The organism is Methylophilus rhizosphaerae, from assembly GCF_900100975.1.
Taxonomy (GTDB): Bacteria; Pseudomonadota; Gammaproteobacteria; order Burkholderiales; family Methylophilaceae; genus Methylophilus; species Methylophilus rhizosphaerae.
Genome location: NZ_FNFX01000002.1, coordinates 571,186 through 586,577, shown reverse-complemented (window position 1 = coordinate 586,577; position 15,392 = coordinate 571,186). Strand labels below are relative to the sequence as shown.

At 56.3% G+C, this 15,392-nt stretch carries 9 protein-coding genes; all 9 read right to left on the bottom strand.

What is annotated here, in order from left to right:
* Positions 1-3: 3 nt before the first annotated feature.
* Complete coding sequence (locus BLP53_RS06385; protein WP_091471309.1) at positions 4-1,215, bottom strand: nitrate/nitrite transporter; 1,212 nt, start codon at positions 1,213-1,215, stop codon at positions 4-6.
* A 71-nt stretch (positions 1,216-1,286) separates the two neighbouring features.
* Positions 1,287-3,713 (bottom strand): nitrite reductase large subunit NirB, encoded by a 2,427-nt coding sequence (gene nirB / locus BLP53_RS06380; protein WP_091471308.1) that lies wholly within the window; start codon positions 3,711-3,713, stop codon positions 1,287-1,289.
* Positions 3,714-3,771: 58 nt separating this feature from the next.
* Complete coding sequence (gene cobA / locus BLP53_RS06375) at positions 3,772-4,551, bottom strand: uroporphyrinogen-III C-methyltransferase (RefSeq protein WP_091471307.1); 780 nt, start codon at positions 4,549-4,551, stop codon at positions 3,772-3,774.
* Between the two features lie 14 nt (positions 4,552-4,565).
* Positions 4,566-5,822 (bottom strand): major outer membrane protein, encoded by a 1,257-nt coding sequence (locus BLP53_RS06370; protein WP_091471306.1) that lies wholly within the window; start codon positions 5,820-5,822, stop codon positions 4,566-4,568.
* Between the two features lie 361 nt (positions 5,823-6,183).
* Positions 6,184-7,470: a nitrate regulatory protein gene (locus BLP53_RS06365; protein WP_245652670.1), complete on the bottom strand. Its 1,287-nt coding sequence runs from the start codon at positions 7,468-7,470 to the stop codon at positions 6,184-6,186.
* Positions 7,471-7,571: 101 nt separating this feature from the next.
* On the bottom strand, positions 7,572-9,407 hold the full coding sequence (locus BLP53_RS06360; RefSeq protein ID WP_091471305.1) for a bifunctional protein-serine/threonine kinase/phosphatase: 1,836 nt from the start codon (positions 9,405-9,407) through the stop codon (positions 7,572-7,574).
* Between the two features lie 61 nt (positions 9,408-9,468).
* Positions 9,469-10,278, bottom strand: a complete 810-nt coding sequence (locus tag BLP53_RS06355; RefSeq protein ID WP_091471304.1) for a formate/nitrite transporter family protein — start codon at positions 10,276-10,278, stop codon at positions 9,469-9,471.
* Between the two features lie 477 nt (positions 10,279-10,755).
* Positions 10,756-12,183 carry an efflux transporter outer membrane subunit gene (locus BLP53_RS06350; RefSeq protein WP_176755232.1) on the bottom strand — a complete coding sequence of 476 codons (1,428 nt, stop codon included), beginning with the start codon at positions 12,181-12,183 and terminating at the stop codon, positions 10,756-10,758.
* Positions 12,184-12,238: 55 nt separating this feature from the next.
* Positions 12,239-15,388 (bottom strand): efflux RND transporter permease subunit, encoded by a 3,150-nt coding sequence (locus BLP53_RS06345; protein WP_091471302.1) that lies wholly within the window; start codon positions 15,386-15,388, stop codon positions 12,239-12,241.
* Positions 15,389-15,392 lie beyond the last annotated feature (4 nt).

Here is a 15,392-nt window from a genome sequence, read left to right as displayed (position 1 = left end):
GGCTTATACCTTGGCTGCCGTCACCGTAGCTGCACCCCAGGTGGTCCGCCAGCGGTTTTTTACACAGCTCAGGCCGATCAGCGCCAGTATCGCCAGCCCGGCAAAAATGGTCAGGCCGAGCTGGTAACTACCGGTGATCTGCCTGGAATAACCCAGGCTGGAGGCCAGGTAAAAACCGCCTATGCCGCCTGCCATACCGACCAGGCCGGTCATGACACCGATCTCCTTGTGGAAGCGCTGGGGCACCAGCTGGAATACCGCGCCATTGCCCATGCCGAGTGCCACCATCGCCAGTACCACGACTAGCAGGCCTGCCATCTGGGCGCTAATGTCGAAACTCAGGATAAACAGGAAACTGGCCGCCAGCACATACATGACGCTCAGGGTACGGATACCGCCGAGCCGGTCGGCGAGCAGGCCGCCCAGTGGCCGCACCAGTGAACCGGCAAACACGCAGGCGGCAGTGAAATAGCCCGCGTGTATCGCATCCAGGGCGTACTGGTCATGGAAGTAAATCGTCAGTGAAGAGGCCATGCCGACGAAGCCGCCAAAGGTCACGCTGTAGAAGAACATAAACCACCAGGCATCTTTGTCTTTTAACACCGCCAGGTATTGTGACAGTGACTTGGCAGCAGGTGCATCGGGTGCATCCTTGGCAAACACGGTATACACCACCAGTGCGAGTAGCAGCGGAATCAGTGCCAGGCCGAATACATTGTTCCAGCCAAAAGCCACGGCCAGGCCTGGTGCAAACAGCGCAGCCAGGGCCGTGCCGGAATTCCCCGCACCGGCAATGCCCAGCGCAGTGCCCTGGTGCTCAGGCGGATACCAGCGTGAGGCCAGTGGCAAGGCCACGGCAAAAGCGGCCCCGGCAAAGCCGAGGAACACGCCCAGCAGCAAGGTCTGCTGATAGCTGTGTATGCCATGCAGCCAGGCTGTGAGCAAGGCGGCAATCACAATCACCTGGCCGATCAGGCCGGCTTTTTTCGGCTTCAGCTGGTCGACGAGTACGCCCATCACGATACGTAACAAGGCACCGGTCAGCACCGGTGTGGCCACCATCAGGCCTTTCTGTGCCGGATCCAGTTGCAGGTCACTGGCAATTTGCACGGCCAAAGGCCCCAGCATGACCCACACCATAAAACTCAAATCAAAGTAAAAGAATGCAGAAAACAGGGTCGGTTTGTGTCCGGCCTGCCAAAAACTTTTTTTCATTGTTATCTCCGTTGAGGCGGCCTAAGGAGGCTGCCTGCTATTTGCAAAAAGGTCAGGTTTCTTTAAAAAAGCTAGACGGTAATGGTGTCGTATTCCTGGTGCTCGTCGCGTTTCTGCACGCGCTCCGCCCACGGATCCGCCGCGCCTTGCAAGGCATACAGCAGGCGTTCATAAGCGGTTTTGCGTCCTTCGGCATCTTCCACCACGCGTTTTTTCACATAATCGAGGCCAACACGCTCAATCCAGTGCACGGTGCGGTCCAGGTAGCGTGCTTCTTCGCGGTAAATCTGGATAAAGGCACCGGAGTACTCCAGCACTTCTTCCGAGGTTTTGACCTTGCACAGGAATTGCGCCACTTCGGTTTTGATACCGCCGTTACCACCGACATAGATTTCCCAGCCGGAATCCACCCCGATCACGCCGACATCCTTGATGCCGGATTCGGCGCAGTTGCGTGGGCAGCCGGAGACCGCGAATTTGACTTTGTGCGGGGCCCACATATGGTCAAAGGCTTTTTCGATATCAATACCGAGCTGGGTCGAGTTTTGCGTACCGAAGCGGCAGAATTCCGAGCCGACGCAGGTTTTCACGGTACGGATGGATTTGCCGTAGGCGTAGCCGGACGGCATATCCAGGTCTGCCCACATATTGGTCAGGTCTTCTTTCTTGACGCCCAGCAGGTCGATACGCTGTCCGCCGGTGACTTTCACCATAGGCACCTGGTATTTGTCGGCGACATCGGCAATCTTGCGTAACTGATCAGGCGAAGTCACGCCGCCGTACATGCGAGGCACCACGGAGTAGGTGCCGTCTTTCTGGATATTGGCATGTACGCGTTCGTTGATGAAACGGGATTGCGGATCATCCCTGGCTTCATGCGGCCAGGTGGAAATCAGGTAGTAGTTGAGTGCCGGCCTGCAAGTGGCGCAGCCATTCGGTGTGCGCCAGCCCATGCCCTGCATGGCGGCCGGAATGCTCAGGTACTTATGCTGGCGGATTTCTTCGCGCACCTGCTCGTGGCTTAATTCGGTACAGCCGCACACGGCTTTGCTGGAGGAAGGCGGGGCGTAGCCGCCACCGAGGGTGGAGGCGAGAATCTGCTCCACCAGGCCGGTACAGCTGCCGCAACTGGAGCCGGCTTTGGTCTGCTTTTTCACATCATCAATGGTAAACAGGCCTTTTTCCTGGATGGCTTTGACAATGGTGCCTTTGCACACACCGTTACAGCCGCAGACCTCCATTTCGTCAGTCATGGCCGAGACTTTGTCCTGGCCCTGGTGGCCGGTATTGCCCAGGCTGTCCTGACCGAACATCAGGTGGTCGCGGATTTCATGTATTGCTTTCCTGTCGCGCAGCATCTGGAAATACCAGGCGCCATCGGTGGTGTCGCCATACAGCACGGCACCGATGATGGTATCGTCCTTGATCACGAGTTTTTTGTAGACGCCGCCGACTGCATCGTGCAGCAGGATTTCCTCGGTGTCATCGCTGCCCATAAAGTCGCCGGCAGAAAACAGGTCTATGCCGGTGACTTTCAGTTTGGTGGAGGTCACCGAGCCTTTGTATAAGCCGATGCCGAAATTGGCCAGGTGCGTGGCGCATACTTTGGCCATATCAAACAACGGCGCCACCAGGCCATAGGCAATGCCACGGTGGCTGACGCATTCACCTACGGCATAGATGCGCGGGTCATAGGTCTGCATGGTGTCATTGACGACAATGCCACGGTTGCAATGAATGCCGGCAGATTCGGCCAGGGCATAGTTGGGGCGGATGCCGACCGCCATCACCACCAGGTCGGCCGGAATTTCCTGGCCATCCTTGAAACGCACTGCTGTCACACGACCAGCTTTACCTACCAGTTGTTCGGTATCTTTTTGCAGCAGGAATTTAAGGCCGCGTGCCTCCAGTGACTGTTGCAGCATCCTGCCGGAAGTCCGGTCAAGCTGGCGTTCCAGCAGCCAGCTATTCTTGTGCACCACGGTGACATCCATGCCCTGGACTTTCAGGCCGTTGGCAGCTTCCAGACCCAGCAAGCCGCCACCGATCACCACAGCATGCTTGTAGATTTTGGCCGCGGCGATCATGTCATTGGTATCCTGGATGTCGCGGTAACCGAGGACGCCTTGCAGTTCGGCACCCGGAATCGGCAATATAAATGGCCTGGAACCGGTGGCCAGCAACAGGCGGTCGTATTCCACGGTAATGCCGTTTTCAGCCGTGACGGTACGTGCCTTGCGGTCTATCCGGTTGATGCGTGCGCTGGTATGCAGCGTGATATTATTTTCGGCATACCACTCGCGCGAGTTCAGGATAATGTCATCTATGGTTTGCTCATTGGCGAGTACCGGCGATAGCATAATGCGGTTGTAGTTGGGATAGGGTTCATCACCAAAGACGGTAATGTCATACATATCGGGTGCGATTTTCAGCAGTTCTTCGACTGCGCGCATGCCGGCCATGCCATTGCCCACCACGACTAGTTTCGGTTTTAACATCTCACTCACTCCTGAAAAGTGTATTCATACGTCCTCCGTTGCGCGCGGAGAGCGTGCTTTAATTGGCGTTGACAGCTTTTAACTGTTCAAACTGGCCCAGCATCTGCAAGGTGTCTGCGCTATTGGCCAGCCCGACCACTTCACCCACCACGATCATGGCCGGGCTTTGCATCTGGTGCTGGTGGCCCAGCATGGGCAGTGTTTGCAATGAACCGGTCACTGCCCGCTGATGGTCACGCGTGGCGTTTTCGACGATCATGCAGGGCATCTCTTTTGCCATGCCGGCGGTAATCAGTTCGCGGCTGATCGTGGCCAGATGCTGCATGCCCATGTAAATCACCAGCGTGGTATTGCTCTCAACCAGCGCGCGCCAGGGCAGTGACTCGCCATTCTGGGTATGGGCGGTGACCAGGGTGACGCCATGCGTGTAGCCGCGGTGGGTGGCGGGTACCTCCAGGCTGCTGCATGCCGCCAGGCCGCTGGTGATACCGGGAATGATGTCGTAAGGGATGCTGGCGCTACGCAGGGCCAGCATTTCCTCACCTCCCCGGCCAAACACAAACGGGTCACCGCCTTTCAGGCGCACCACGTTTTGCCCCTGTTCGGCGAGTGCGACCAGCATGCGGTTGATAAAATGCTGCGGCGTTGACTGGCAGCCCCCGCGTTTCCCCACCGGTACAATGCGGGCCCGCGGGCAATGGGCCAGCACGGCCTGGTTGACCAGGTCGTCTACCAGTACCACTTCAGCCTGTTGCAGTGCCTTGATGGCTTTCAGCGTAATCAGGTCCGGGTCACCGGGACCCGCGCCTATCAATGTGACTTTGCCTGTTGTATGCATGGTGGTTTCCCCGGTTAAAAGCTGTAGGAAGCGGTGAGCCAGATTTTCTCGGCATCGCGTTTGCGGCCAGCGGCGCGTATATCGCCTTCTTTAAAGTTGCCGTATTCAATCGAACCAGTAAATTGCTTGCTGAAAGGGTAGTACACACCGATATCAAGCTCCTTGCCGTACTGATTGCCGGTACCGCCGCCAGCCTTGTTGAAATGGCGGTCAGCATTCATCAGGTGATATTCGGCCTTGATGGATGCACCCAGCAATTGGCCACCGGCCATGAGAATGGTGTCGTCCAGGCCCTCGGCTGGTGTGGTTGAGAACAGGTCGGTCCAACCGTTAAAAATGTGATTGGTACCCAGCGGCGTCTGGAAAGCAACGCCATTCGAATTGCCTGACAGTTTTTCCTGGTTGAGCGTGGCATACCAGCCGTGGTAATCCAGGCCGCCGCCCAGCCAGTAGTAGTCGTTGTCGATATTGCGGTTACCGTTTTTATAGTTGTCCTGCTGCGCGTATTCGGCAGTAAACAGGACTTTCCAGTCGTCACTGATTTTTTCGGCACCATTCAGGCGTGCGCCAAATGTCTTGCTGGAAGTAGTTTCCAGTGCGCGGCCATCCCAGCCTAGCCAGTAGCCATAACCGGAGAGGCTGGTGCCAGCGGTCAACGCATATTTTGCATGCAGGATATCAATATCGGCATCCTGGATTTTGGTATTGATCTGTTTCACCTGGTCAAAATGTGCCGCAGTGATTGTCGTATCCGCCAGGCTGGTATTGACGTAGGAAAGGCCGTTCATTACCTGCCAGTTCTGGCGGAAACGCACATCGCCGACAAAGCGCCAGTTATCCAGGATGAGGGCCTGCCGCCCAAGCTTGACCTGGTGGGAGGCGTTCTTGAACTGGATATACAGTTGCTGGAAATCGTAATCTTCCGGGTCGGCGATGGTCGGGTACTGCGTGCGGCTGGCAATCGGCGCGCCTTTTTTCGCATCGTTGTAATCGTCATTCAACGGGCTGACGCCATAGACCTGCGCGTTAATGCTGAAGCCATGCAGCGCTTTGGTTTCATAGCCAAGCACGCTGCGTAAGGTAAATGCTTCCGCCGTTTGATTAAAGCCCGCCTGGTCGGCGTATTCATAGCGGAGCCTGAAGTTGCCGCTGAACTTGCCGCCGGTGAGGGCGTCTTTAAGGTCGGCGGCTTCGGTGGCCGGTTCTGCCATGCCGGTGGAACAGGCGGACAGCAGTGCCATTGTCAGTAAAGGACGTTTAAAAACCATCATGCTTCTTCCCTGAGATGAAAAATAAAGCGCTTTCAGTGTTGATCCGCGTGCGGGGCGGAAAACAAAAAAGGCGTCCTGATGGCATTGTGTTCAATGCCATCAGGACGCCTTTGTCCTTGGGGTCAATCAGTGGATCAATCAATTCACGCCGGAAGATGTTTCCAGGTCATTATCGCCGTTGACAATGCCTATACATTTTCCCGAGTGCTTAAGCGTGTTATAGCAAGCGGTGTGCCAAGTCCGGGAATGCGCGGGAAGTCGCGGATAATGCAGGGGTAAATCCGTACAGAGGCAGGAGACACGCCCGTCTGACACTGGTTGGCCGCACTTTTTCAGTGCGCATGCACCATCCAACCGGGCATCAGGACGGCTGTTTTTGTTGTGCCAGGATGTTTTCTGCCACATCAATGATTTTGCGGTTTTGTGCCATGGCGGTGTTGCGCAGCGTCTTGTACGCTTCCATTTCATCAATGCCCAGCTGATTCATGAGCAGCCCTTTGGCGCGCTCAATCTGCTTGCGCTCGGTCAGCGCTTTTTTAGTATCGGACAGCTCGCTTTCCATTTCGGCAATCTGCCGCGACTGCTGCTGCAACAGGGTAATCATGGAGGCCATCGGGTAGGCTTGCGCAGTGTCATGCGCATGGAAACTCAAGGCGCTTTCGACCGGGATCGCCAGGTTAAAGAAGGTGCTATCCAGCGCGGCGGATGAGGGTTTGGCGGTAATCGCCTGCAAATAGGCCTGCGTATGCTCCAGGCCGTGCCTGGCCTTGTCAGCCAGCACTTCCAGCATGTTGCGCATCTTCTGGATCAGCTGGCATTGAATATGCCAGAGGCTGGTTTGCTGCTGGCTGCACAATTCAAACCAGATATCGGCATCACTCTGTTTCAGTACCTGCTGGTCTTTGGCCGCAGCGAGCCTATCCCGGTATTGCTGATGTTGCCGGTAGCTGTCCGACGCTTGCAAGGCGCTCCAGGAGGTGCGGATGTCTTCGCCACCAAACTGGCAGAATAAAGTGAAGTGCCGCTCTTGCTGGGCAGCCAGCTCCAGCAACTTTTGCTGGTGTGCCAGTTGCAGGCTGCCGGAACCAAAGAGATATGAGCCAACTGCACGCTCCTGGCCGGCAAACTCCTTACCCTGCACCAGGTTATACAACGTTAACAGGCAGGTAGAGAGCTGGCTGTTGACCGGACTGTCGGTGATCTCAAAGATCAGCGCAATCAGGCTGCCAACCAGGCGGCTGAAGGATTCTATACAGGCGGAAAATGAAATTTTCTGCAAGGTGATCTGGTGGCGCAGGGATTTCAATTGGTCAAACCCCAGCAGGCTCCAGGAAATCAGTGTGAGTTGTCTGGCATCTGCCAGCGCATTGTGTGCCAGGTGTTGTTGCAAGGCCTGCCTGAAGCGTGTTTCCAGTGCAAGGTTCTGCTTGATGATTTCTGCGCGTTCCAGGGAAAAACGCTGGCCGGCGGAAGCCAGGTACAGGCAACTGGCGCCACGTTCTGTCTGGATCTGGTGCACCATCTGGGCAATGTTTTCGACAAATTCAATGCATGTGCCCAGCCTTTTCAGTTCTTCGATATGCCTGATTTTGGCCAGGATAATGGTGTGTTCGGGAGAGATTTCAGTCGTCATTTCGGTAGTCATCATTGACAGTAAAGCAAAAAATGTGCGCACTCGTTGCTGTGCAGGCAAAACGTGGTTTAAAAAAGGGAATGGAACAACTCAACAATCATTATTTTTTAACCGTTTCACATACCTGGGTTTATCGGGTTTGGCTCCCCTGGGCCTGATTCCATTTTGTTTGAGTCCGGCCTGGCAGTGGATGTCGTTTCAGTGGTTTTAGTACCGGGGGCAGCAGGCTGGTGAGCGAGTAATCCCGCCAGGATCAGGCAGGCCAGCGCCAGGATGGTACTGAGCCCGCGCCAGAATAAAACCGGGTTGCGTTGCAGCAGAGGCATCTGTGCCTGCTGCGCCAGCAAGGGATTGGGAACGCGCAGATCATGAATGAATTCTGACGGGCTGCCATAGCGTTTTTCTGCCTGCGGGTGGACGGCCCTGGCAATGGCGGCATCTACCCAGGCGGGAAATGCCGGTTGTGCGTAGCGGATTTCACGGTAATAAAGGCGGGCCAGGTCTTGCGTATGCCTGATCTTGGCGACTTCGGTACCATAAGGCAGTTTGCCGGTCAGCAGCTGGTAGGTGATGGCCCCCAGTGCATACAGGTCAGAACGGCTGGTGACCGGCTGCCCTGTCCAGTATTCCGGTGCCGAGTAAGCCGCGGTGACCAGTGCACCTTGCCGGCTGGAGGCGCCATACAGCTCATTGAGGCCGGCCACGCTGACAGAGCCAAAGTCTACCAGGGTCACGCGCAGGTCACTGTCCACCATGATATTCTGCGGACGTAAATCCTGGTAACACATTTCAAGCCGGTGAAAGGCTTCCAGCGCATTGGCAAGCTGTTCGATGATCAGGCGCACCGTTTCCAGCGAGGGTTGCGGATGATCCAGCATCCATTGGTGCAGCGTGGATCCCTCCACATAATGCATGCAGCCGTACAGGTAATGACGCGGGTTAAGAGGATTGTAAGGGCGGGCGATGTGCTGGTGCTGTACCCGCCGGCCTATCCACTCCTCCAGCAGAAAATGAGACAGTGCCTCCTGGTCAGCGCGTATCTCGGTGCCGGGGATTTTAATCACTACCCGCGCATCGCTTGTCATATCACGCGCCAGCCAGAGCTGGCTGCGCTGGCTATGGTGCAACAGCCGCAGGATCATGAAATCGTCCAGTGTCATGCCCGTTTGCAGTTCTGGCGGAAAAGGCAGTGTGCGCATTTCACCATAGAACGTATCCATTTCATGTTCCGGTAATGCGGTGACGCGCAAGGCCAGGGCCGTGAGGTTGTCCGGGCTGCCACGTTGCTGTGCCAGGGCCACCCATTGTTCGCAGGCACTGTCCAGGGTCGTAGCGGAAGCCAGTGTGGCCAGATAGTCTGCTTCCTGCAAAAACTCATACACGCCATCAGACAGCAACAGGTATTCATCACCCGCTTGCACCGGTTCACACAGGTAATCCAGGTCAGGATTCGGGCTCATGCCCAGCGCGCGTGCCAGGTAGCTCTGCTCTTCAGACACCCAGAAGCGGTGATCCTCGGTCAGGGCTTGCAATACCCCCTGGCGCAGGCGGTAAATACGCGTATCCCCCAGGTGAAAGAGATGCACAGTGCGTGATTTAATCACCAGGGCACTGAATGTGCACACATAGCCCTGGTTTTTGTCAAAGCGGTAAACACTGCGGAAAGTCTGCGCATTGAGCAGGGAGTTCACCGCCATCAATACCTGCTGCGCCGCGTGTTTGACGGACCATTCCTGCGGCGTGCTGTAATAATCTGCGATAAAGCGTTCAACCGCCGTCACGCTCGCTTGTGCACTGACGGTACTGCTGCTGATACCATCGGCAATGGCAGCCGTGACCCCTTTGCCGGCCAGCAGGGCAGCGGCGGGGATATGGAAGCCATAAGCATCCTGGTTCACCGCTTTCTGGCCTGCCTTGCTACAAGCACCCGTTTCAACTTTCAGTATAGACATAGTGCATCACCCATCTTCAAATGGCCGCCCACCATCCACCAGCGTGGGGCAGGCGTGCGGATTACAGTATGCGTTTGGGCTGAGTGCGTACATGGGTGGTGTACAGGGTCAGTCCGGTAAAAGCCAGGCCACCCACCATGTTGCCGAGGGCGGTAGGGATTTCATTCCACAGGAAATAGTCTGCGATGGAGAAATTCCCACCCATGATGAGTGCGAACGGGAACAGGAACATGTTAACGACAGAGTGTTCGAATCCCATGAAGAAGAACACCAGCACCGGCATCCACATGGCAATCACTTTACCGCTGACATTGGTGGAAATCATGGCACCGACCACTCCCATGGACACCATCCAGTTGCACAACATGCCACGGACAAAAATAGTGATCCAGCCATCAAGGCCATATTTGGCGTAACCCAGGGTCCGTGCTTCGCCTATGCCGGCCACTTTGGTGGCAATCGCGCCACCTTCGGTGTTGTAACCGTAGGTGAAAATAAACGACATCATGGCGGCGACGGTCAGCGCGCCGAGGAAGTTACCGAGAAACACCAGCCCCCAGTTGCGCAGTACCTGCTGCAAAGTCACGCCGGGACGCTTATCCAGCCAGGCGAGCGGGGCCAGTACGAATACGCCGGTGAGCAGGTCGAACCCCATCAGGTACAGCATGCAGAAGCCGACCGGGAAGAGGAGTGAGCCTAGCAGGTGGGACTCGGTCGCCACGGCAATATTCACGGCAAAGACGGCAGACAGTGCCAGGATGGCCCCCGCCATATAGGCACGGATCACCGTATCGCGGGTAGACATGTAGATTTTCGATTCACCGGCATCCACCATTTTGGTGGCGAACTCGGCAGGCGCCAGATAAGACATATTTCACCTCTCACTTTCAAAGTTTGTAAACATGGAAATACCCAAAACAAAAAGGCGTCCTGAGGGTATTGGCTGGCAATACCCTCAGGACGCCTTTGTCCTTGAGTCAGTTTTTTTTACACAGGCATGTGTTGAGGCACCATGATCGCCGTTGATCAGGACGCACATCCCGCCTGGGTTAAGCCGGTCTTAGCAATCGCCATGCCAGGGATGAAAAATGCTTCAAAGGTGTTGAATAATAAAGGGAAATTTTTTGCAAATGGGCAGCTCAGGTTGCCCTGCCTGATATCCCCTGCACTTTCCCAGTGCGGATGCACCACCATGTCGGGCATTGGCGTGTCGTGCAGGAAAGCGGCCGGGCAGGCTGGGATAGCGGGGCAGGGATATCTGCAGGTGTCCCTGAGCAGGCCCCCTGTTCAGGCGTATGCTGCGTTATTGCGGGCCAGGCGTACGAGTAGCCTGGATGCCCGCAGGTACTTAATGCCAGCCACCACCCATGGTTTTATACAATGTCAGCTGGCTGGCGGCATCATTGAGTTGCAAGGTTACCAGGGACTGCTGGGCGGTATACAGGGTGCGTTGCGCATCCAGCACCACCAGGTAGCTGTCGATACCGTTCTTGAAGCGGGCATCCGCCAGTTTGAATGCTTCGGCGGCGGCATCGGTGAGCGAGGTTTGTGCTTCTATCTGCGCCTGTAGCCCCTCACGCTGCACCAGTACATCCGCCACTTCCCTGAAGGCGGTCTGTACGGTTTTTTCGTACTGGGCCAGCAGGATCTGCTGGTTTTTCTCACCGACAGTGAGGTTGGCGCGGTTGCGTCCGGCATTGAAAATCGGCACGCTGATCTGGGGTACAAAGGTCCAGATGCTGGAGCCGCTGTGGAACAAACCATTAAGTTCAGTGCTGGCAGTGCCGACTGTGGTGGTCAGGCTGATGGTGGGGAAGAAGGCTGCGCGCAGTGCGCCGATATTGGCATTGGCGCCTTGCAGCAAATGCTCTGCCGCCCGTACATCCGGGCGTTGCTGCAAGGTTTCTGAGCTGACACCGCGTGGTAACGGGGTGGTGAGGGCGACATTGGCCAGTTTGCCATCGGGCAGCAGGGCGGCAGGCACTGCGCTACCAGCCAGCAGGTTGAGCGCATTCACATCCTGCTGTATCTGGAGATTATAGGTGGCCACAGCGACGCGGGCCGTATCCACACTAGTCTGCAGTTGCTTCAAGGTCAGCGCATTGGCCACGCCGAGATCAAACATTTTCTGGTTGATGTCGTAAGTGGCCTGCTGGCTGTGCAGGGTTTGCTGCGCAATGTCCAGCCGCATTTTGTCGGCAGCCAGCGTCAGCCAGGCAGTCGCCACTTCGGCAATCAGGCTGATTTGCGTGCTCTTGCGATTCTCTTCATCGGCATAAAAAGTCTGCAATGCCTGTTCATTCAGGTTGCGGATACGCCCGAACAAATCCAGTTCGTAGGCGCTGAAGCCAACACTGGCACGGTACACGTGTGAGATTTTCCCGCTGCTGTTACTGCTGCCTGCCGTGCCGGTTGCCGCACCCGCAGTATTGCCGGCAACGTTGTTGGCGGCGCTGGCCATGCCTTTGGAGGCAGTTTCAGACAGGGAAGCGGCAATGGTGGGAAACAGGTCCGCCCGCTGTACCTGGTACAGCGCCCTGGATTTTTCTATGGTCAGGGAAGCAACTTTCAGGTCGCGGTTGTTATTGAGTGACAGGTCTATCACCTGCTGCAGGCGCTGATCGGTAATAAAGGAGCGCCAGGCCAGTTCAGTCAATGCTTTCTGGTCAGCCTCTGCCTGGCCGAAGGTGGCAGGCACAGGTGCGGCCGGCCGCTGGTAGAAGGGCGCCAGGTCTATGCAGGATGTCAGCACCAGGGAAGTGGCTATCAGCGCCATGTAACGGAAGGCGGGTACCAGGGGTAGCGGGATTTGCTGCGGGGTCATAAGCGCTTTATTCATGGTTGCTCCCGGCGGCTACGACTGTTTCCGGCTGGTAGGGAAATAAGGTACGGATCAGCACATAAAACAGTGGGACAAAGAAGATGCCCAGGAAGGTCGCGGTGAGCATGCCACCCAGGACCCCGGTACCGATGGCCTGGCGGCTGGCGGCACCCGCCCCTTCACTGAATGCCAGCGGCAGTACGCCAAATACAAAGGCGAGCGAAGTCATCAGGATAGGGCGCAGGCGTAACTGTACCGCCTCCAGCGTCGCCTCAAGTAACGGTTTGCCTCGCTCCTGCAGGTATTTGGCGAATTCGACAATCAGGATGGCATTTTTGGCCGACAGGCCTATGGTGGTGAGCAGGCCGACCTGGAAATACACGTCTGCTGTCAGTCCGCGCAGGCTGGTCGCCATGACGGCACCCAGGATACCCAATGGCACCACCATGATCACCGAGAACGGTACTGCCCAGCTTTCATACAGCGCTGCCAGGCACAGGAAGACAAAAATCACAGAGATGGCATATAACAAGGGGGCCTGTGAACCTGACAGCCTTTCCTGGTAGGATTGCGCGCTCCATTCATAACCGATCCCGCTAGGTAATTGCCTGATGATGCTTTCCGCGATACGCATGGCTTCACCGGTACTGATGCCTTTGGCGGCTTCACCGATAATTTCTACCGAGGAAATGCCGTTATAACGTTCCAGCAAGGGTGAGCCGGCCACCCAGCGGGTGCTGGAAAAAGCAGAGAAGGGAACCATCTCGTCGCTGGTGTTGCGCACATACCAGCGCGCGATATCTTCTGGCTGCATGCGGTAGGGCGCGTCGCCTTGCAGGTAGACTTTTTTCACGCGCCCTTTATTAATGAAGTCATTGACATAGGTACCACCCATGGCGATGGACAGCGTGGAGTTGATATTGGCAGTGGTCAAATTGTAGATACCGGTTTTCTGGTCATCAATATCCAGCCTGAACATGGGTGTGTCATCCAGCCCGCTGGGGCGCACACGGTTCAGTTTCGGGTTTTGTGCCGCCAGTTGTATAAACTTGTTCCTGGCATCCATCAGGGCCTGGTGGCCCAGCCTGCCCACATCTTTCAGTTCCAGCGTAAAGCCGGCGCCCTGGCCCAGGCCGCGTACCGGTGCCGGCTGGTTGACAAACAGTTTGGCATCACGGATTTTTGATAAGGCTTTGGTGGCACGGTCTGCCAGTGAAGCGGCATCCTCTCCCTCTCCCCGTAATGACCAGTCTTTCAGCCGAATAAAGGCGCGGCCGGTATTCTGGCTGCCACCGCCACCCTGGCCGAGGCCGGCAATGGTTAAATATTGATCGATCACCGCATTCTGGCTATCCAGGTATTGTTCAATCTGCTTCAATACCTGTTGCATGCGATTATCGGTGGCGCCGACCGGCAATTGAATCTGTGCCATCAGGGTACCCTGGTCTTCCGTTGGCAGGAAAGAGCTGGGCAGGCGCATAAACAACACTGCCAGCAAGGCAAGAATCCCGGCATACACCGCCATGGTCAGTGTTTTCCGGTGCAGGATACCTGCTACGGTGGCGTGATAGCGTGCAGCCAGGGTATCAAATGCAGGATTAAACCAGCGGAAAAACCAGCCAAACAGGCCACCTGTAGGGGCATGGGCAGGGGTGGCCGGTTTCAGCAGCGTTGCGCACAGGGCCGGGGTGAGTGTCAGCGCAATCAATACGGACAGCAGCATGGCAGACACGATGGTGATGGAGAACTGGCGGTAAATCACGCCGGTGGCACCGCCGAAAAACGCCATCGGGATAAACACCGCTGACAATACCAGCGAAATCCCGACCAGGGCACTGGTGATTTCGCTCATGGATTTGCGCGTGGCCTCTTTCGGGCTGAGGCCTTCCTCATGCATGATGCGTTCCACGTTTTCAACCACGACAATGGCATCATCCACCAGCAGGCCAATCGCCAGTACCAGGCCGAACATGGTCAGGGTGTTGATGGAGAAACCAAACGCGGCCAGTACGCCAAAGGTGCCCAGCAGAACCACCGGCACGGCAATGGTCGGGATCAGGGTCGCCCGCAGGTTTTGCAGGAACACATACATGATGATTACCACCAGCAGGATGGCTTCCACCAGCGACTTCACCACTTCCTTGATGGAAATACGCACGAACGGGGTGGTGTCATAAGGAATTTGCACGCTGAGTTTTAACTCGGGCGGGAAGTAAGGGGCCAGTTCAACCAGTTTGTCCTTGACTGCCTGGGCAGTAGCCAGGGCGTTGGCCCCTGATGCCAGTTTGACGCCAAAAGCAGCCGAAGTCTTGCCATTGAGTTTAGCGACTGGCGTATAGCTTTCTGCACCCAGTTCCACTCTGGCAACATCTGACAGGCGCACGACATAGCCATCCTGGCCAGATTTCACAATAATCTGCTGGAATTGCTCCACGGTCTGCAACTTGCTGCGTGCGGTGATAGGTGCGTTCAATTCCTGGCCTTTCACGGCCGGTAACGCTCCCAGCTGCCCGGATGAGACCTCGGTGTTTTGTGCCTGTATCGCCGCCGAAATGTCGGAAGGGATCAGGTTGTACTTTTGCAGCCTGGCCGGGTCCAGCCAGATTCGCATGGCATAGCCAGACCCCAGCGTTGTCACATCGCCTACACCATCCAGCCGGCTGATCTGGTCCAGCAGTGTGCTGGAAATATAGTCGCCGATATCAATGGCGCGTACGCTGGGACTGTCTGATACCAGTGAAACGAACATCAGGAAGTCGATGCCGGTTTTGGTGACTGTGACACCTTGGCTTTGCACGATTTGCGGCAGGCGCGGCATGGCTTGCTGCAATTTGTTCTGCACCTGCATCTGCGCCACATCGGGGTCAGTGCCGGCATCAAAGGTCAGGCTGATGTTGGCGGTACCCGACGAAGTACTGCTGGCCGACATATAGGTCAGGTTGTCTATGCCCTTCATGTATTGCTCAATCACCTGCGTGACCGAGTTTTCAATGGTATCGGCAGCGGCACCGGTATAGGTGGCATTAATCGAGACACGGGGCGGCGCAATATCCGGGTATTGCTCCAGCGGCAGCCACTGGATCGCGCCTATGCCTGCCAGCATGATGACAATGGCAATCACCCAGGCAAAGATGGGGCGTTGAATAAAAAAGGCAGCCATGAGT